Below are 19,436 nucleotides of genomic sequence, written 5' to 3' on the forward strand. Positions count from 1 at the left end.
GACCCACTCTGCCGCACTGCGCGGTCGGCGGCCCATCAGGCCGACCCGGCCCGTGCCCTACCCGCTGCCCCCCCTCCTGCTCACGAACGGGGTGCGATGACATGGCCAAGGCGCATACCCATGGTCAATGGACCTCGCGGATGGGCTTCGTGCTCGCCGCCACCGGCTCCGCCGTCGGCCTCGGCAACATCTGGAAGTTCCCCTACATGATCGGCCAGAGCGGCGGGGCCGCCTTCGTGCTGGTCTATCTGCTGTGCATCGCCGCCATCGGCCTGCCCATCCTGGTCGCCGAATGGATGATCGGCCGTCGCGGCCAGAAGAACCCGGTCAATACCATGGGTGAGCTGGCGCAGAAGACCGGCCGCAGCGGCGCCTGGGCGCTGATCGGCGTCACCGGCGTGCTCGGCGCCTTCCTGATCCTGTCCTTCTACAGCGTGATCGGTGGCTGGGCCCTGTCCTACACCGGAGACGTGATGACCGGCGGCTTCACCGGCATGGACAAGGACGCGGTGGGCAATGCCTTCACCGCCTTCCTCGCCAACGCCGGCAGCCTGCTGACCTGGCACACGGTGTTCATGGCGCTGACCATCGGCGTGGTGGCGATGGGCGTGGCCGGCGGCCTGGAGCGCGCCTCCAAGCTGCTGATGCCCTCGCTCGGCGTGCTGCTGATCGTCCTCGTCGGCTATGGCATGACCACCGGCGGCTTCGGCCAGGCCGTGGCCTACCTGTTCAACCCGGACTGGAGCAAGCTCACCGGCGAGGTGGTGCTGGCGGCCCTCGGCCATGCCTTCTTCACGCTGTCGCTGGGCATGGGCATCATGATGGCCTACGGCTCCTACCTCGGCGAAGACGTCGATTTGCTGCGCACCGCGCGCACCGTGGTGATCATGGACACCGTGATCGCGATCGCCGCCGGCCTGGCGATCTTCCCGATCGTGTTCGCCAACGGCCTCGACCCCGCCGCCGGTCCCGGCCTGATCTTCGTCACCCTGCCGATCGCCTTCGGCAACATCACCGGTGGCGCGATCCTGGGCACGATGTTCTTCCTGCTGCTGACCTTCGCCGCGCTGACCTCGGCGATCTCGCTGCTCGAGCCGGTGGTGGAGCTGGTTGAAGAACGCACGCCGCTGTCGCGTGCCGGTGCCACCGTGGTCGCGGGCGTCGCCACCTGGGCGCTGGGCATCGCTGCGCTGCTGTCGTTCAACCTGTGGAGCGATGTGACGATCATCGGCCTCAACGTGTTCGACCTGCTCGACAAGCTCACCAGCAAGTTCATGCTGCCACTGACCGGCCTGGGCGCGATCCTGTTCGCCGCCTGGTGCCTGGACCGCGACAGCGTGCGCAAGGAGCTCGGACTGGGCGAGTTCGGCTTCAGCGTGTGGAACCTGGTGTCGCGCTATGTGGCACCGGTGGGCGTGCTGATCGTCTTCGTCAGCAACCTCTGATCCGGCTCGCGCCGCACAGGCGCGATGAACCGAAAAACGGCCCTGACCGCTTACAGCGGCAGGGCCGTTTCGTTCTTGATCTCGCGCAGCGCGACCGCCGAGTGGGTGACGTCGATCTCGGGGATCTTGAGCAGGAAGTCATGCATGAAGGTCGACAGCGCCTCCAGGTTCGGCAGGTAGAGCTTGAGCAGGCAGTCGGTCTCGCCCAGCAGTTCGTAGCACTCGACGACCTCCTGGCAGCCCTTGACCACCCGCTCGAAGCGGTCGAGCACGTCGGCGCTGTGCTGCTTGAGCTTGACCCGCACCCACACGCAGGTGCCCAGACCCACCTTGTGACGGTCGACCAGGGCGACATAGCCGCGAATGATCCCGGCTTCCTCCAGTTCCTTCACCCGCCGCCAGCACGGCGTCGGCGACATGCCGATGCGCTCGGCGAGGACCTGGGTGCTGAGCGTGGAGTCCTTCTGCAACAGATTCAGGAGGTTGCGCTGCGACTGGTCGAGTTTCATGCCTGCCCCTTCACACCCTTGCCCGGACCGACTGCGCCCCGGCCTGACACCCGATCCGGCAAGCCGGCGCCGGCCCCGCCGACACCGGGCCCGATCACAGCACCTTGAGCAGTTCGACCTCGAACACCAGCGTGGCGTTGGGCGGGATCACGCCACCGGCACCGCGCGCGCCGTAGCCGAGCGCGGGCGGGATGGTGAGCTTGCGCTTGCCGCCCACCTGCATGCCCTGCACGCCCTCGTCCCAGCCGCGGATGACGTGGCCGGCACCGAGCGGGAAGTTGAAGGGGTCGTTGCGGTCCTTGCTCGAGTCGAACTTGCGGCCGTCGGTGAGCCAGCCGGTGTAATGCACCGACACCATCTTGCCCTTCTCGGCGGTGTCGCCGCTGCCGACCTCGAGCTCTTCGATGACGAGGCCGCTGGCGGTGGTGGTCTGGGTCATGCGTATCTCCTGCGATGGATGAAAGCCGGCATTCTAACCGCCGTGCCGGCCGCGGCGCTCGGCGAGCTTGCCGCGATACTTGGCAATCTTGGGCGCGACCACGTACTGGCAGTAGGGCTGGTCACTATGGTTCACATAGTAGTCGTGGTGCTCGATCTCGGCCGGCCAGAAGGTGGGCGCGCGCTCGACCCGGGTCACGATGGCCTTCGGATACACGCGCTGCTCGCCCAGCTCCTCGATGAAGGCGAGCGCCTCATGCAGCTGCTCGTCGCTGGTGACGAAGATCACCGAGCGATACTGCGGGCCGATATCGTTGCCCTGGCGATCGACCGTGGTGGGGTCGTGGATCAGGAAGAAGATCTCGAGCAGCTCGCGATAGCTCACCCGCACCGGGTCGAAGTCGATCTTCACCACCTCGGCATGGCCGGTGCCGCCGCTGCACACCTGGCGGTACTCCGGGTCCGCCACATGGCCACCGCAATAGCCGGGCACCACCGCGTCGACGCCGTCGACGAGGTCGAACACGGCCTCCAGACACCAGAAGCAGCCGCCACCGAAGATGGCGGTCTCGAGGCCGGGCTCTTGCTTGATTTCAGTCATTCAGCCACTCCTATTGGAAAGGGGTTCCAGCGCTACAGACCACGAATGCGCGCGTTCATTCCATCGGCGCGCGCGACCTTACCGCCACGCGCGCCCGTTTGCGTCATCCTACGCCCGGCGGGGCCGGACACGGCGTCAGCGGAAGGAGAAACCGTAATTGAGGTCGATCGCCGTGTCGGTGCCGCCCCGCGCCACCACCGACAGCCGGCGCGACAACTGGTAGCTGAGCTTCACCAGCGTGGCGGCGCCACCCAGGCTCTGCTCGAAGGACAGGAAAAGGTCGGGGCCGAGGCGCTTGCCCAGGCTCAGCACCTGGCCGGAGACGGTCGGCCCGCTGGCCACCGTGGAGCCACTGCCGAGCACCCGGCTGGTGCCGGTCCGGGTGGTGCTGGTGAGTTCGCCCTGGCCGATCGAAAAGGAATCGAAGCCCAGGCTGCGCGACAGCTCCTCGGTCATGCCGCCGCCGGGGCCGCCGAGCAGACCGGCCGCGGCCGGCAGCAACAGGCCGAGGTCGGCGCCGGACGCGGCGTCGGGCGCCCGCCCGAGCACGATCCAGGACAGCTTGGCGGGGTCCGGCACGTTGGGCTCGGACACCAGGCGCACCTGCGGGCGCTTGGCGCTGCCGGTGACCGCCACCCCCGCCTCCACCTCCAGCCCCTTGCGCAGCGCGACGATGTTGAGCCCGGGCGCATCGAGCGGGCCCTGGAAGTTCACCACCCCACGCTCGATCACCAGGTTCTGGCCATAGCCGCGGTAGCTGCCACCGACGGTGGACACCGTGCCGACCGCCATCAGCGGCCGCTCGGGCTGCAGGCGAATGCGCAGCTCGCCGGCGAGCCGCGTCTCCAGCCCCATCGCCGACAGGTAGAGCGCATCGCCCAACCCCACGCGGATATCGGCGTTGAGGGCGAAGCCACCGCCCTCGCTGAGCTCGTCGCGACCGAGGACGACGACGTCGTCCGACAGGCTGGGTGGCAGCGCCTCGGCGAACTCGATGTAACCGGCATCGGCGCGGAAATCCGCATCCAGCACCAGCGAGCTCCAGGTGCTGCGCGCCGTGCCCTGGCCCGACAGCAGCATCCAGCGGTCGTCGCGTTGCAGCAGCGGCAGGCGGTCGGCGGCAAAGCGGAAGTCGCCCGCACCGCTGTCGAGCGCGAGCTCGCCGCTGGCGGTGAAGCGGCCCGGCGTGGCGGTCAGCCGGGCGAGCGGGATGCGGTTCTCGCGCGGCTGCACGCGGTTGGGTGACACGAATTCGAGGCGCGTAAGGCGCACGCGGTCCTGGTCGAAGGCGAGATCGAACTCGCCACCGGACAGGATCATGCCCTGGTCGATCAGGGTGAAGCCGAGCTCGCGCCCATTCACCGTGCCGCTGGCGACCGGCGCGGCCAGCGTGCCGGTCACGCGGAAGGCCCCGTTGATGCGGCCGGCGGTCTCGACGTTCTCGCGCGCGAGCCGGCCAAGCCAGGTGATCGAGGGCATGTCGAGCCGGGCCGAGGCGCTGATCGGCGTCTCCTGCGGCACGCTCCAGATGCCGTCGGCGCTGCGTTGCGCGCGCAGGCTGGCCTCGCCCACCACGCTGCCGAACTCGCTGCCGCGCACGTCAAGGTTGAGATTGAGCCGGTCGCCGCGCGCCACGAGCACCGCCTCGAGCCGCTCCAGGCCGAGCCGGGTGCGCAGCTCGCCCTCGATGCGCACGTCGCCCGACTCGCGGAACACCCGCGCCTCGCCGTCCAGCGTACGGCCCACGCTCAGGTCCCAGCGCGCGCCCAGCACCAGCGGGTCGGCGCCGCGGCGCAACTGCCCGTCGGCGCGACGCGGTTCGAGCTCAAGGGTGAGGCCGCTGAGATCGCCGCGCAGCACGCTCTGCGTCGGCGACCAGGCGGTCTCCAGCAGGCGGATGCGCCCCTTGTCGCCGGCATTGATCTCGGCCGCGCCCAGGCGCACTGCGTCCGCCGCCAGCTCCAGCGTCGCCGGGGCGAGCAGGCGGGCGACGACCCGCCCCGCGCTCTGCAGGGCGACGAGTCGCCCACTCCAGCGCAGGGCCTCGCCCTCGACCAGGCCGCCCTGCAACTGTGCGTTCAGCACATCGGCCACGCCCTCGGTCGGCGGCGTGTTCAGCTCGAGCTCGATGCGGTGGGCGGCGCGCGTGCCTTCGGCCGCCAGACGGGCACTGGCGAGCCAGTCGGGCTGGGGCTTGCCGTCCGCGCCGGGTGCGCTGCTGCCGAGGCCGGACAGGCCGAGCGCCACCGTGAATGGGCCGTCGGCGCCGGCATCCAGCCGTGCCACGCCGTTGATGCCGGCAAGACGCACCTCGCCCGGCAGGCGCAGCGCCTCGGCAAAGAACTGCAGGGTGCCGGCGGGCGCCTCGAGCGTGCCACCGATCTCGCCCTGCGCTCCTGCACGGCCCGCCAGGCCGAGGCCTAGCGCATCCAGCGCCGGGGCGTCGAGATTCAGCGCGAGGCGGTCGGCAGCCGCGCCGAGCGCACCATTCGCGCGCAGGCGGTTGCCCGCGAGCTGGAGCGCCAGCTCGACCTCGGGCAGGCGCTCGCCCTCGAGCCGCAGCCGCCCCTCGCCGCTGAGCGCAAGGCCTTCGAGCAGGCTGTCGACAATCGCGAAGCGCAGCTGCGCCGCCTGCGGCAGGCCGGCGGCGGGCAGTTCCCCTTCGGCCTGCAGATCGAGGTTCAGACGCGCGGCGGGCGCTTCGGGCACGAAGGCGCGCGGCTCGACGCCGCGCAAGCCGGCGCTGAGGGAGAATCTGCGCAGCGGCGCGGCGCCGTCCGGCGCCACGTTGCCGTCCGCGTGGGCCGCCGCCGCACCGGCCGGCGACGAACCGCCGCCCTCCCCGGCGGGCTGCGCCCCCGGCGCCTCCGCCCGCAGCGAAGCCTCTAGATCGATGCGCGCGCTGCCGACATCGACACCTACGCGGGCCTGCTGGTAGATCTCGTCCGCCTCGGCGTCGATGCGCCCGGCGACGATCTGTTGCGGCAGACGGCTGTCGAGCGCACGGGTATCGATGCCCGCCAACTCGAGCGCGGCGACCAGCTGGCCGAAACCGATGTCGGTGGCCGCCTTGCCGTGCTGCACCGGTGCAGCCTCCGTCCCCTTGCCCGGCGCCTGCGCCGTCTCGGCCCCTGACTGCGCCTCGTCAGCCCTTGCCGACTCCCCTGCCGCCTCAGCATCCGATTCGCCGGGCGTCTCGCTTACCGGGGGGCGCCACGCGATCCGACCCGAGACGCGACCGTCGGCGGGCAGGCGGATGTCGAGCCCATCGATCGCGATCTCCTGCTCGCGCCAGTCGAGCACCCCCTCCAGGCTCAGCAGCGGCAGGCCGCCGAGGTCGGCCGCCTGCGGCAGCCGATTGACGAGGCGCAGCGGGCCGGCGAGCAGGCTCTGCCCGTCCGGCCCGGGCGCCAGCTCGGCCTCGAGGCTGAGCGCGGCAGTCGGCGCGCCGGCCGCGAAGCCGGCCGGGTCGAGCTCGCCAGCCCGCAGCGCCAGGCGGCGCAGCGGCATCGGCGCGAAGCTCGCGGCATCGGCCTCGAGCCGCGCCTCGAGGCCTTCGCTCTGCGCGTCCACGCGCAGGCGCGGCTCGATCAGGGTATTGGTAACGGCGAGCTGGGCCGCCAGCGCGCGCCCCTCGACCGCGCCGACGAAGCTGCCCTCGCCGTCGAGCGCAAACGGACTACGGCCATCGACGCCAGCGGCAAGCTCGAGCCGGCCCTGCGCCACGCTCAGCGCCAGCGCCTGCAGGCGGTGATGGCGGCCATCGCTGGCGAGCGCTGCGCTGAGATCCCACAGGATCAGGCCCTGCTCGGCAGCGATCTCTGCCGCCGCCTCGGCCGCCCGCTCGGGGTCGGTGACGGCGTCCTCGGCGCCCTGGATGGCCTTGGCGGCCTCCTGCACCGGGCCGGCGCCGTCGACAGCGCCGTCATCGTCGGCGGCCTCATCACCAGCTCCCTCGTCGGTGGCGCCTTCATCGGCGGCGGCCCCGTCCACGGTCAGCTCGCGCAGCGCCAGGGCGCCGAGCGTGAGCGCGCGCAGCTCGACGGCAAGCGGGATCTCCAGCGACTCAGGCTGCGGCAGCGGATCCTCGCGTGGCGGCTCGTCCGACGGCGCCAGCGCGACATCGATGCGCGCCGCCCCGAGGCGCTCGATCACCAGCCGACGCTCGAACAGCGCCCTGGGCTGCCAGTCGAAGACGAACTCGCGCACATCGACCTGCATCGCGGCCGTGTGGTAGTGCAACGCAGCCGCCTCGAAGCCGCCCAGCAGGCGGCCGCGCGCCTTGTCTACCCGCAAGGCGCCGTCGGTGGCGCGCTGCCCCAGCGCCAGCGCGGCATCGAGGCCGGACTGGGTGCCGAGCAGCCAGGCCGCCGCGCCACCCATCGTCACACCCGCCAGGGCCAAGGCGCCGGCCAGCCTCGCCAGCCAGCGGCGCGCGCGGCGCGGCGCCCTGGGCTGTGGCGCGCGCGCGGGGTCGCTGTGGTCCGTCGGCGCCGTCATGCCACGCGATCAGCCCGCGAACAAGGCCTTCAGCTCGGCGCCCGGATCGGCGGCACGCATGAAGGCTTCGCCGACGAGGAAGGTGTGCACCCCGCTGCCCCGCATCAAGGCGACGTCCGCGGCGCGCAGGATGCCCGACTCGGTGACCACGATGCGGCCGGCCGCGCCGCTGGCGATGCGCGGCAACAGCGCGAGCGTGGTCTGCAGCGAAACCTCGAAAGTGCGCAGGTTGCGGTTGTTGATGCCGATCAGCGGCGTCTGCAGCTGCAGCGCCTGCTCGAGTTCGGCACCATCGTGCACCTCGACCAGCACCGCCATGCCGAGCGCCTGGGCAAGCGCCTCCATGTCGCGCATCCGGGCCAGATCGAGGCAGGCGGCGATGAGCAGGATGGCATCGGCCCCCATCGCCCGCGCCTCGAAGACCTGGTAGGGGTCGACCAGGAAGTCCTTGCGCAGCACCGGCAGCGCACAGGCGGCGCGCGCCGCCTGCAGGTATTCCGGGGCGCCCTGGAAGAAGCGGCGGTCGGTGAGCACCGACAGGCAGGCGGCACCGGCCGCCTCGTAGCTGGCGGCGATCTCGGCGGGATGGAAATCGGCGCGGATGATGCCCTTAGACGGGCTCGCCTTCTTGATCTCGGCGATCACCGCGGACTGCCCGCCGGCATGCTTGTTGCGGATTGCGGCGACGAAGTCGCGCGCCGGCGCCTGCGCCTCGGCCTGGGCACGCAGGAGTGCGAGCGGCGTCTGCGCCGACGCGGCGGCGACCTCCTCGACCTTGACCGCGCAGATCTTTTGCAGGATGTCGCTCACGCCGCGCCTCCGAACTGGCGGGTGAAGCGCACGAACTCGTCGAGCTTGGCGCGCGCCGCACCGCTCTCGATCACCTCGCGCGCGCGCACGATGCCAGCGCCGATCGAATCGACCAGGTTGGCGGTGTAGAGGGCGGCGCCGGCATTGAAGACGACGATCTCGCGCGCCGGCCCCTCGCGGTTCTCGAGCGTGCCGAGCAGCACCGCACGCGACGCTTCGGCGTCAGCCACACGCAGGTTGCGCGTGCCCGCCATCTGCAGGCCGAAGTCCTCGGGGTGGATCTCGTACTCGGTCACCTTGTCGTCCTTGAGTTCGCCGACCAGGGTCGCCGCGCCCAGGCTGACCTCGTCCATGCCGTCCAGGCCATGGACGACGAGCACATGCTGCGCGCCCAGGCGCTGCATGACACGGGCCTGGATGCCGACCAGGTCAGGGTGGAACACGCCCATCAGCGTGTTGGGGGCGCCTGCCGGGTTGGTCAGCGGGCCGAGGATGTTGAAGATCGTGCGCACCCCCATCTCACGCCGCACCGGGGCGACGTTCTTCATCGCGCTGTGGTGGTTGGGCGCGTACATGAAGCCGATGCCGGTCTCCTCGACGCAGGCTGCGACCTGCTCGGGCGTCAGGTTGAGATTGACGCCGAGCGCCTCGAGCACATCGGCCGCCCCCGACTTGGACGACACACTGCGCCCGCCGTGCTTGGCCACGCGCGCACCGGCCGCGGCGGCGACGAAGACGGTGGCGGTGGAGATGTTGAAGGTGTGCGAGCCGTCGCCGCCGGTGCCGACGACGTCGAGGAAGTGCTCGTGCGGCGGGCTGACCTCGACCTTGGTCGACATCTCGCGCATCACGGTGGCGGCGGCGGTGATCTCGCCGATGGTCTCCTTCTTGACGCGCAGCCCGGTGAGGATGGCGGCCGTCATCACCGGCGAGATCTCGCCGGCCATGATCTGGCGCATCAAAGACAGCATCTCGTCGAAGAAGATCTCGCGATGCTCGATCGTGCGTTGCAGGGCTTGCTGGGCGGTGATTGTCATGTCGTGCTCTCTGGCCATGCGTTCAGGCGGCGGCGGGCATGCGGTCGCCACGCTCGAGGAAGTTCCGCAACAGCTCGTGGCCGCATTCGGTGAGGATGGATTCGGGGTGGAACTGCACGCCCTCGACGTCGAGCGTGCGGTGGCGCACCCCCATGATCTCGCCGTCGTCCGTCCATGCAGTGATTTCGAGACAGTCGGGCAGGCTGGATCGTTCAATCGCCAGTGAGTGGTAGCGCGTGCAGGTGAGCGGATTGGGCAGGCCGCGGAACACCCCGGCGTCGAGGTGATGCACCGGCGAGGTCTTGCCGTGCATGAGCTTCTGCGCATGCACGATGCGGCCGCCGAAGGCGGCACCGATGCTCTGGTGGCCGAGGCAGACGCCGAGAATCGGCAGCTTGCCGGCAAAGGCCTTGATCGCCGGCACCGAGATGCCGGCCTCGGCGGGCGAGCACGGGCCGGGCGAAATGACGAGCTGGTCGGGCCGCAGGGCGGCGATCTGCTCGAGGGTGATTTCGTCGTTGCGGAACACCTTTACCGGCGCCCCGAGCTCGCCGAAGTACTGCACGAGGTTGTAGGTGAAACTATCGTAGTTGTCGATCATCAGCAGCATGTCGCGCTCCTCACTGCACCGGCGTGTCCAGCCCGCCTTCGGCCATCTCGGCGGCGCGCAGCATGGCGCGCGCCTTGCTCTGGGTTTCCTGCCATTCGGCGTCGGGATCGGAATCGGCGACGATGCCGGCGCCGGCCTGGACGTGGATCTGACCGTCCTTCACCACCGCGGTACGGATCGCAATCGCGAGGTCCATGTCGCCGTGGAAGCCGAGATAGCCGACCGACCCGGCGTAGATACCGCGCTTGACCGGTTCGAGCTCGTCGATGATCTCCATCGCCCGCACCTTGGGCGCGCCGGACACGGTGCCGGCCGGAAAGGTCGCGCGCAGTACCGCGAGCGCATTGAGCCCTTCCTTGAGCCGGCCCTCGACGTTGGAGACGATGTGCATCACATGCGAATAGCGCTCGATGGTGAAGCGCTCGGTGACCTTGACGGTACCGGTCTCGGACACGCGGCCGGCGTCGTTGCGGCCGAGGTCGAGCAGCTGCAGGTGCTCGGCGCGCTCCTTCTCGTCGGCGAGCAGCTCCTGCTCGAGCGCGAGGTCCTCGGCCAGCGTGGCGCCGCGCTTGCGGGTGCCGGCGATCGGGCGCACGGTAACGACCTCGTCCTCGAGCCGGGTCAGGATCTCGGGCGAGGCGCCGACGACGTGGAAGTCCTCGAAGTTGAAGTAGAACATGTAGGGCGAGGGGTTGAGCGAGCGGATCGCGCGGTACAGCGCCATCGGGCTGGCGGCGAAGGGCTTGCTCATGCGCTGCGACAGCACGACCTGCATGACGTCGCCGTCGACGATGTACTGCTTGGCGCGGCGCACCGCGTCCTTGAAGGCGTCCTCGCCGAAGCTCGATACCGCAGGGGCGGGCTCGGCGCGCACGTCCTCGGGGACCTGCACCGGCGCCCGCAGGCGCGCGAGGAGCTCGCGCAGGCGCTTTTGCGCACGCTTCCAGGCGCCCGGCACCTCGGGCTCGGCATACACGACGAGGGTGAGCTTGCCGCTGAGGTTGTCGACGATCGCGACCTCCTCGGACAGCAGCAGCAGGATGTCGGGCGTGCCGACCGGATCCGGCTTGGCGCTCCTGGCCAGTTTCGGCTCGATGTAGCGCACCGTGTCGTAGCCGAAGCAGCCCACCAGTCCGCCGGCGAAGCGCGGCAGGTGCTCGCGTGGCGGCACCTTGATGCGGTTCATGAACTCGGCGACGAAGTTGAGCGGATCGCCGTAGTCGCGACGCTCGACGAGGCGGTTGCCGGTGAGCAGCAGGGCCGAGCGCTCGTAGACCTCGATGCGCGTGGGCGAGGCGAGGCCGATGAAGGAATAGCGGCCGAAGCGCTCACCGCCCTGCACCGACTCCAGCAGGTAGGTATAGGGCTCGTTGGCGAGCTTCAGGTAGATGGAGAGCGGGGTGTCGAGATCGGCGAAGGTCTCGAGCGTAACCGGAATGCGGTTGTAGCCCTCGGCGGCAAGGGCGTTGAATTCGTGTTCGAGCATGGGGACTCCACGGACAGCGTTTGAATCGGACAGGCTTGCAGCAGGCGGGAAGGCAGGCAGTCAAGGGGTGCGCACTCGGCGCTGCCCGCCCCCCGCGAAGGGGAATCGCGTTCAGTGGCCCAAAGGCCAACGCCAGCCGCCGCGCCAGACGGGCTGGACGGAGGAGCTGGCGGCGAGGAGGCGATCCCGGAGTGCGCGCATCACGATGTCGATCTGAGGTGGAGTGAGAAGGCCCGACGAGGTGCAAGCCGGACCGCGGAAGGGGGTTCGGCCCGCATCCTGCTGCGCGAGCGGCAGCTATGCCGAGCCGATATGGTCCAGCACCTGAAGCGCGTTCGATAGTAGCCCATCGCATTCGATAGTGTCCACCGGCACCCCTTCGCTGTAGCCATAGGTGACGAGCAGCACCGGCATGCCCGCACCCTGGGCGGCAACCGCATCGTTGGCCGAGTCGCCGACCATCAGCGCCTCGCCCGGCGCGACGCCGAGGCGCTCGCAGGCGAGCACGATCACCGCGGGATCGGGTTTCTTCACCGGCAGCGTGTCGCCGCTCACCACGGCGTCGAAATAGTGCGCAATGTCCATGCGCTCGAGCAGCGGCAGGGTGAAGGCTTCGGCCTTGTTGGTGACGACGGCGAGCGGCAGCTCACGCGCCCGCAGCGCGGCGAGCAGTTCAGTGACGCCGGGATACGGACGGGAGTTCACCCCGTTGACCACTGCGTAGTGGCGACGGAAGACCGCGACCGCGGCGTCGATCTCGGCCTCGGTGGCAACCGTGCCCTCGGTCATGCAGCGGCGCACGAGGTTCGGAATGCCCTTGCCGACGAAGCTGTGGATTTCGTCCTGCCTGCGCGCCGGACGGCCGAGCTCGGACAACATCAGGTTGGCAGCGTCGGCGAGGTCGGCGATGGTGTCGAGCAGGGTGCCGTCGAGGTCGAACAGCACCGCCCGGGGCGAGAAGCGCGTGCTCACGCTCATGCCGCCACCCTGGCGAGCTCGGCGCGCAGCGCGCCGATGATCGTGTCGTAGCGGTGGGGGTCGCTGTCCCTGCCGGCACCGAACACGGCCGAGCCGGCGACGAAGGTGTCGGCGCCGGCGCGGGCGATGTCGGCGATGTTGTCGGTCTTCACCCCGCCGTCGATCTCGAGCAGGATGCGGCGGCCCGTACGCGCCTCGTAGGCGTCGAGCTTGGCGCGTGCGGCGCGCAGCTTGACGAGCGTCTCGGGGATGAACCTTTGCCCGCCGAAGCCGGGGTTGACGCTCATCAGCAACACCACGTCGAGCTTGTCCATGACGTGATCCATGTGGTGCAGCGGCGTGGCCGGGTTGAACACCAGCCCGGCCTGGCAGCCGGCATCGCGGATCAGGCCGAGGCTGCGGTCGATGTGCTCGGAGGCCTCGGGGTGAAAGGTGATGACGTTGGCGCCGGCCCTGGCGAAGTCGGGGATGATGCGGTCGACCGGCTTCACCATCAGGTGCACGTCGATCAGTGCCGCGGTGTGCGGGCGGATGGCCTCGCACACCAGCGGGCCGATGGTGAGGTTGGGGACGTAATGGTTGTCCATCACGTCGAAGTGGATCCAGTCCGCGCCGGCGGCGATGACGTTACGCACCTCCTCGCCGAGGCGGGCGAAGTCGGCGGACAACAGGCTGGGGGCAATGCGGTACATGGGCAGTCTCCGGAACGGGGGTCGCTCCGGATTCTAACCGCCATGCGCGCGCCTGCGCTCAGCGCACGCAGACCTTGCGCACCTGCTTCATGTCGGTGATGCCCGACAACACCTTCTCGACGCCATCCTGGCGCAGCGTGCGCAAGCCCTCGGCGAGCGCCTGGCCGAGCACCTGCTCGACCCGGCCGCGCTCCTGGATGAGGCGCTTGATGGCATCGGAGCCGAGCATCAGTTCGTGCAGGCCGACGCGTCCCTTGTAGCCCTGGGTGCAGTGTTCGCAGCCGACCGCGCGATAGAGCGTGAAACCGCCGTCCTGGTCGGCGAAAGCCTCGCGCCAGCGCGCGAGCACGCGCTGGCGCGCGCCGTCGGGGTCGGCACGAAAATCGGGAGTCAGGTGCATGTCCTCGCAGTACTCGTCGACCAGGCGCTGCAGTTCGCCCGCGTCGGGCTGATAGCGCTCGCGGCACTTGGTGCACAGGCGCTTGGCCAGGCGCTGGGCGAGCACGCCGAGTAGCGCATCCGAGAAGTTGAACGGATCCATGCCCATGTCGAGCAGGCGGACGACGGACTCGGGTGCGCTGTTGGTGTGCAGGGTGGAGAACACCAGGTGACCGGTGAGCGATGCTTCGATGCCGACCGCCACGGTCTCGTGGTCGCGCATCTCGCCGACCATGATCACGTCCGGGTCGGCGCGCAGGAAGGCGCGCATCATGGTGGCGAAGTCGATCCCGGCCTTGCGATTGACCTGCACCTGGCGCAGCCCTTTCTGCGTGATCTCGACCGGATCCTCGACGGTCCATATCTTGGTGTCCGGCGTATTGATGTAGCTGAGGATGGAGTGCAGCGTGGTGGTCTTGCCCGACCCGGTCGGGCCGCAGACGAAGAAGATGCCATAGGGCTTGGCGATCGCCGACTTCAGGCGATCGAGGTTGAAGGGCAGCAGGCCGAGTTCGTCGATCGGGATCGGCTTGCTGTGCGCGAGCAGGCGCATCACCACGTCTTCGATGCCGCCCTGGGTGGGCAGGGTCGCCACCCGCAGCTCGAGGTCGACCGGCGCAAACTTGCGGAACCTGATCTTGCCGTCCTGGGGCTTGCGGCGCTCGGAGATGTCGAGGTCGCACATGATCTTGATGCGCGTCACCAGCGCGTTGCGGTAGCTGGCGGGGATCTCGATGTACGGCACCAGCGAGCCGTCCTTGCGAAATCGCACCAGCGTCTTCTCCTTGCCCACCCGCGGTTCGATGTGGATGTCGGAGGCCCCCTGGCGGTAGGCGTCGATGATGATCTTGTTGACCAGCTTGACCAGCTCGTTGTCCGCCGCGGCCGTGACGTCGTCCTTCAGCGAGGTGCTGTCGTCATCGCGGTCGTTGAGGTCGGACAACAGGTCGGAGACCGAGGCATCGTCGAGCGTGGTGCCGAAGTACTGCTCCACCGTCTGCTCGAAGTCATGGATGGTGGTGACGCGGAAACTGAGCCGCTTCTTCGGCAGCACGTTCTGCGCCACGCCCGAACTGCGTACCTGCTCGGGGTCGATGCACAGGATCACCACCCCCTCGGGGGTCTCTTCGTAGGGCAGCCAAAGGCTTTGCTCGACGTATTCGCGCTTGATGTTGCGCAGCAGGTCGATCGGCTTGACATGGTTGGTGACGAAGGGCTGGTAGGGCACACCGAAGTAGCGCGCCGCGGCCGCACCCAGCTCGGCATGCGAAAGCCCGAGTTGCTCGACCAGCAGCGCTTCGGTGGAGCTGCCGCTGGTGCGCGCCTCACGCGTGATGTCGGCGAACTCTTCGGCGGTGATGCGGCCATCGACGACAAGCGCATCGAAGCGCGAGCGCAGCCGCCCCGGCTCGCGGGTGTGGCGCAGGAAAGCCACCCCCAGCGTCTGCGCCAGCCCCAGCACCCCCTCCTCGGCCACCTTGGAAAAGGCTTCGCCATTGCGGGTGTTGATCAGTTGCACCACCCCGAGCAGGCTGCCGGTGTCGGGATCGCGGATCGGGGCGACCAGCATCTGGCGGGAATGGAAACCCGTGCTGGCGTCCACTTCGCGTCGCAACTGAAGCCCCGGCGCGATCGCCCGCAGTTCCTGATCGTCGTACACGTCGCGGATGTTGACCAGCTCGCCACTGAGCGCGACGAAGCCGGCGATGCTGTTCTCGCCGATCGGCAGGCGGATGCTCTGCACGCCGCTGAGACCGGTCTTGACCCGGGTGACGATCGAGCCGCCGCCCTCCTCCAGCGCATAGATGGTGAATCGCTCGGCTTCGAACAGCGCACAGAGCTGGGGCGCGAGCTCGAGCATGATCTCGTCGATGTCCTTGCTCGCGTGGATGCGGTTGGTCAAGGCCTGCAGACCCTTGAAGAAGGACAGGCGGCGCGACACGGCGCTGGACGTGGGGGCGGTTTCGCTCATCGTGGCTCGGACTTCCTTCAATGCATGGCGGGGTCAGGCGCTCCTGCCGCAGAGGACAGCGTTGCCGCGGAGCTCAGAACTCGAGCACTTCACCCTGCTCGAGCCGACGGACCGACAGCCGCGGTGCTCCTGCGCGCAACTCTTCCATGATGCGCAGGCTGCCGCCGGGCTTCAGGTGGCTGATATGGACGACAGGCGTCCCGCGCACTTCATCCAGCACCGCGAGCGACATGCTCGGGCACAGGTGCCGCGACGCCAGCGCCAAACCGTGCTGCTCCTCGGCGAAGGCAGTCTCGAGGATCAGGTGTCGCAGGGCAGGCTGATCGTTGATCGCGGCGATGAGTTCGGGACAGTAGGCGGTGTCGCCGGAGAACACAAGCTGGCCTTCGCCACTGTCGAGGCAATAGGCGACCGCGGGCACGGTGTGGCGTGCCGGCAGGGCGGTGATCCGCCGGCCATCGAGTTCGACGCACTCGCCAACCTTCATCGGCTGGAAGCGCATGAAGGGCTGATGATGGTCGGGAATGGCCGAGAAGTCCGGCCATATCAGCCAGTTGAAGACATGCGAGTGGAGGATGCGCAGGGTTTCCGGCGTCGCATGGATCAGGATCGGCGTGCTGCGCAGTTCGCCCACCGAATCGATGAGCAGCGGCAGCGCGGCGATGTGATCGAGGTGGGCATGGGTCAGGAAGACGTGGTCGACCCTGCGCAGCACGTCGAGCGAGAGGTCGCCGACGCCTGTGCCGCAATCGATCAGAATGTCCTCATCGACAAGAAAGGCTGTCGTACGCGATTGCGAACCACCGATCCCGCCGCTGCACCCCAGCACCTTCAGCTTCATCGCCTTTTCCACCCGCATCACCGGCAGTGTGCGGGCTGCCGCGCGTTGATTCCTCGTGAGCGCAGACATTATCACCCCGTCAAACGGGGCAGCGCGGCACAAATTCACGTCGCTGCGGGGACTCAGCCGCGCAGGAAGAACTCCATCTTCACGCCGGCCAGCTCCACGATGTCATGGTCATTGAGGTGACGCGCCTGCGCATCGATCGCCTTGCCGTTGACGAGCGGAAAGCTCGCCCCCTCGACGTGCGTGATGAAGTAGCCGTGCGGCCGGCGGGTGATCACCGCGACCTGGCGCCCGGGCTTGCCCAGCGTCGTCATCGATTTCGTCAGTTGCAGCTCGCGCCCGGCGTTCGCCCCGCTCAGGACCTGGATCACCCCGAGCCGTTCGGCCGCTGCCGCGGGCCCGCCCGCCTGCTCGAGCTGGTGCCGGGCCGCGGCCGCGACGACCTGAGTCTCGGTCGGCGCCGGGCCGGCGGCCGAGGCGGTGACGTCGGTACTCACCCCCGGCATCTCGAAGGGCTTGAGTGCCGCGGTATCGATCATCTCGGAAGGGGAAAGGCCGGTCTTGACGCCGTCGGTGAGGAACTTGATCTTGTACTTGCCGAGTTCGATGACGTCGTTGTTGCGCAGCACGTTCTTCTTGACCGGCTGGCCATTCAGATAGGTGCCATTGGTGCTGTTCTGGTCTTCGAGGAAGGCATCGTTGGTGATGCAGGTAATCACCGCGTGATGACCGCTGATGGCCAGGTTGTCGATCTGGATGTCGTTGTCCGGCTTGCGCCCGATGGTCGTGCGCTCCTTGGTGAGCGCCAGCTCCTTGAGCACCAGACCATCCATGCTGAGAACCAACTTCGGCATGCCCCCACCCATTGAATAGTTGCCGCGGCATCCCTGCAGCACGCGGCCATTGACGGCGAATGTGAGCATTCTAACGCGCGCCCGGGTGCGGTTAACAAAAAAGGCGCCGGACCAGCCGGCGCCTTCGATCTGCACGTGTTGCGCAGGATCAGAGCATGGCCTTGAGCAGCTTGGCCATCTCGGACGGGTTGCGCGTAACCGTGAAGCCGCACTCTTCCATGATGGCGAGCTTGGCGTCTGCAGTGTCAGCACCGCCCGAGATCAGCGCACCGGCGTGGCCCATGCGCTTGCCCGCCGGCGCGGTAACGCCGGCGATGAAACCGACGATCGGCTTCTTCATGTTTTCCTTGCACCACATCGCGGCTTCGGCCTCGTCCGGACCGCCGATCTCGCCGATCATGATCACCGCGTCGGTGTCGGGGTCGTCGTTGAACATGCGCATCACGTCGATGTGCTTCAGGCCGTTGATCGGGTCGCCACCGATGCCGACCGCGGAGGACTGGCCGAGGCCGATCTCGGTGAGCTGGGCAACGGCTTCATAGGTCAGGGTGCCGGAACGCGACACCACGCCGATACGACCCTTGCGGTGGATGTGGCCGGGCATGATGCCGATCTTGATCTCGTCGGGCGTGATCAGGCCGGGGCAGTTGGGGCCAAGGAGCAGGGTTTCCTTGCCGCCGGCGGCGACCTTCTGCTTCATCTTGTTGCGCACGATCAGCATGTCGCGCACCGGGATGCCTTCGGTGATGCAGATCGCCAGGTCGAGGTCGGCCTCGCAGGCCTCCCAGATGGCGTCGGCAGCGCCCGCGGGCGGCACGTAGATGACCGACACGGTGGCGCCGGTCTCAGCGGCGGCTTCCTTCACCGAGGCGTAAATGGGGATATCGAAGATCTTCTCCCCCGCCTTCTTCGGGTTGACGCCGGCGACGAAGCAGTTCTTGCCGTTGGCGTATTCCTGGCACTTCTCGGTGTGGAACTGGCCGGTCTTGCCGGTGATGCCCTGGGTGATGACCTTGGTGTCTTTGTTGATCAGGATGGACATTCGAAGCTCTCCTTACTTGACCGCAGCGACGATCTTGGTCGCAGCTTCCGCCATGGTGTCGGCGGCGATGATCGGCAGACCCGACTCGGCGAGGATCTTCTTGCCGAGGTCTTCGTTGGTGCCCTTCATGCGCACCACGAGCGGGACGGAGAGATTGACTTCCTTGGCTGCGGCGACCACGCCGGCGGCAATGGTGTCGCAGCGCATGATGCCGCCGAAGATGTTCACCAGGATGCCCTTGACCTTGGGGTTCTTGAGCATGATCTTGAAGGCTTCGGTGACCTTCTCGGTGGTCGCGCCGCCGCCGACGTCGAGGAAGTTGGCCGGCTCGGCGCCGAACAGCTTGATCGTGTCCATGGTGGCCATCGCCAGGCCAGCGCCATTCACCAGGCAGCCGATGTTGCCGTCGAGGCTGATGTAGGCGAGGTCGAACTTGGAGGCCTCGATCTCGTCGGCGTCCTCTTCGTCGAAGTCACGGAAATCGACGATTTCCGGGTGACGGTAGAGGGCGTTGGAGTCGAAGTTGAACTTGGCGTCCAGAGCCTTGATGTTGCCGTTGCCTTCGAGGATCAGCGGGTTGATCTCCGCGAGCGAAGCATCGGTTTCCATGTAGCAGGTGTAGAGCTTCTTGAGGGTGTCGACCGCCTTGTCGAGCGAGCCTTCCGGAATGCCGATGCCCTTGGCCAGTTCGGTGGCCTGTGCGTCGGTGAGGCCGACGAGCGGGTCGACGAAGACCTTGATGATCTTCTCGGGCGTGTTGTGCGCGACTTCCTCGATGTCCATGCCGCCTTCCGAGGAGGCCATCATGGCGACCTTCTGGGTGGCGCGGTCGGTCAGCGCGGCGACGTAGTACTCGTGCTTGATGTCGGCGCCTTCCTCGATCAGCAGGTTGCGCACCTTCTGGCCCTCGGGGCCGGTCTGGTGGGTGATCAGCTGCATGCCGAGGATGTCGTTGGCGTGCTGGCGCACTTCGTCGAGCGAGCGGGCGAGCTTGACGCCACCGCCCTTGCCGCGGCCGCCGGCGTGAATCTGGGCCTTCACCACCCAGATCTTGCCGCCCAGTTCCTCGGCTGCCTTGACTGCCCCATCCACGGACACGCAATGGAAGCCGCGCGGCGTGACGACGCCATACTTTCTCAGTAGTTCTTTTGCCTGATACTCATGAATCTTCATGATT

Annotated in this window: 16 protein-coding genes; 1 reads left to right on the forward strand and 15 read right to left on the reverse strand. The window is 68.3% G+C overall.

Annotation, left to right across the window (positions count from 1 at the left end; all coding sequences use genetic code 11):
- The first annotated feature begins 101 nt into the window (after positions 1 to 101).
- The gene (locus tag ACMV5O_RS01500; RefSeq protein ID WP_416161801.1) at positions 102 to 1,445 is read left to right on the forward strand and encodes a sodium-dependent transporter; all 1,344 of its coding nucleotides are present in this window, start codon (positions 102 to 104) and stop codon (positions 1,443 to 1,445) included.
- 50 nt (positions 1,446 to 1,495) lie between these two features.
- Here the strand turns inward: ACMV5O_RS01500 and ACMV5O_RS01505 are convergent, their stop codons facing one another.
- The 15 genes from ACMV5O_RS01505 to sucC all read right to left on the reverse strand — a co-directional run bounded on the left by ACMV5O_RS01505 (position 1,496) and on the right by sucC (position 19,432).
- Entirely contained in the window at positions 1,496 to 1,954 is a 459-nt protein-coding gene (locus ACMV5O_RS01505; protein WP_416161802.1) for an Lrp/AsnC family transcriptional regulator, read from the reverse strand.
- Between the two features lie 94 nt (positions 1,955 to 2,048).
- On the reverse strand, positions 2,049 to 2,393 hold the full coding sequence (locus tag ACMV5O_RS01510) for an FKBP-type peptidyl-prolyl cis-trans isomerase (protein WP_416161803.1): 345 nt from the start codon (positions 2,391 to 2,393) through the stop codon (positions 2,049 to 2,051).
- A 33-nt stretch (positions 2,394 to 2,426) separates the two neighbouring features.
- Positions 2,427 to 2,993, reverse strand: a complete 567-nt coding sequence (gene msrA / locus ACMV5O_RS01515; RefSeq protein ID WP_416161804.1) for a peptide-methionine (S)-S-oxide reductase MsrA — start codon at positions 2,991 to 2,993, stop codon at positions 2,427 to 2,429.
- Positions 2,994 to 3,128: 135 nt separating this feature from the next.
- Positions 3,129 to 7,493 carry a translocation/assembly module TamB domain-containing protein gene (locus ACMV5O_RS01520; protein ID WP_416161805.1) on the reverse strand — a complete coding sequence of 1,455 codons (4,365 nt, stop codon included), beginning with the start codon at positions 7,491 to 7,493 and terminating at the stop codon, positions 3,129 to 3,131.
- Positions 7,494 to 7,502: 9 nt separating this feature from the next.
- On the reverse strand, positions 7,503 to 8,303 hold the full coding sequence (trpC, locus tag ACMV5O_RS01525) for an indole-3-glycerol phosphate synthase TrpC (RefSeq protein ID WP_416161806.1): 801 nt from the start codon (positions 8,301 to 8,303) through the stop codon (positions 7,503 to 7,505).
- Entirely contained in the window at positions 8,300 to 9,340 is a 1,041-nt protein-coding gene (gene trpD / locus ACMV5O_RS01530; RefSeq protein ID WP_416161807.1) for an anthranilate phosphoribosyltransferase, read from the reverse strand. The genes trpC and trpD overlap by 4 nt, the downstream gene beginning before the upstream one ends.
- A gap of 22 nt (positions 9,341 to 9,362) precedes the next feature.
- Positions 9,363 to 9,950 carry an aminodeoxychorismate/anthranilate synthase component II gene (locus ACMV5O_RS01535; RefSeq protein WP_416161808.1) on the reverse strand — a complete coding sequence of 196 codons (588 nt, stop codon included), beginning with the start codon at positions 9,948 to 9,950 and terminating at the stop codon, positions 9,363 to 9,365.
- 10 nt (positions 9,951 to 9,960) lie between these two features.
- Positions 9,961 to 11,436, reverse strand: a complete 1,476-nt coding sequence (gene trpE, locus ACMV5O_RS01540) for an anthranilate synthase component I (protein ID WP_416161809.1) — start codon at positions 11,434 to 11,436, stop codon at positions 9,961 to 9,963.
- 297 nt (positions 11,437 to 11,733) lie between these two features.
- Positions 11,734 to 12,414 (reverse strand): phosphoglycolate phosphatase, encoded by a 681-nt coding sequence (locus tag ACMV5O_RS01545; RefSeq protein ID WP_416161810.1) that lies wholly within the window; start codon positions 12,412 to 12,414, stop codon positions 11,734 to 11,736.
- The gene (gene rpe / locus ACMV5O_RS01550; RefSeq protein ID WP_416161811.1) at positions 12,411 to 13,106 is read right to left on the reverse strand and encodes a ribulose-phosphate 3-epimerase; all 696 of its coding nucleotides are present in this window, start codon (positions 13,104 to 13,106) and stop codon (positions 12,411 to 12,413) included. The genes ACMV5O_RS01545 and rpe overlap by 4 nt, the downstream gene beginning before the upstream one ends.
- A gap of 58 nt (positions 13,107 to 13,164) precedes the next feature.
- Positions 13,165 to 15,516, reverse strand: a complete 2,352-nt coding sequence (locus ACMV5O_RS01555; protein ID WP_416161812.1) for an ATPase, T2SS/T4P/T4SS family — start codon at positions 15,514 to 15,516, stop codon at positions 13,165 to 13,167.
- A gap of 73 nt (positions 15,517 to 15,589) precedes the next feature.
- Positions 15,590 to 16,357 (reverse strand): MBL fold metallo-hydrolase, encoded by a 768-nt coding sequence (locus ACMV5O_RS01560; RefSeq protein ID WP_416161813.1) that lies wholly within the window; start codon positions 16,355 to 16,357, stop codon positions 15,590 to 15,592.
- Between the two features lie 122 nt (positions 16,358 to 16,479).
- Positions 16,480 to 17,217, reverse strand: a complete 738-nt coding sequence (locus ACMV5O_RS01565) for an FHA domain-containing protein (RefSeq protein WP_416161946.1) — start codon at positions 17,215 to 17,217, stop codon at positions 16,480 to 16,482.
- Positions 17,218 to 17,365: 148 nt separating this feature from the next.
- Entirely contained in the window at positions 17,366 to 18,259 is an 894-nt protein-coding gene (gene sucD, locus ACMV5O_RS01570) for a succinate--CoA ligase subunit alpha (RefSeq protein WP_416161814.1), read from the reverse strand.
- A 12-nt stretch (positions 18,260 to 18,271) separates the two neighbouring features.
- The gene (sucC, locus tag ACMV5O_RS01575; RefSeq protein WP_416161815.1) at positions 18,272 to 19,432 is read right to left on the reverse strand and encodes an ADP-forming succinate--CoA ligase subunit beta; all 1,161 of its coding nucleotides are present in this window, start codon (positions 19,430 to 19,432) and stop codon (positions 18,272 to 18,274) included.
- Between the last annotated feature and the right edge of the window lie 4 nt (positions 19,433 to 19,436).

It is taken from the genome of Thauera sp. WH-1, assembly GCF_047806685.1.
Lineage (GTDB): Bacteria > Pseudomonadota > Gammaproteobacteria > Burkholderiales > Rhodocyclaceae > Thauera.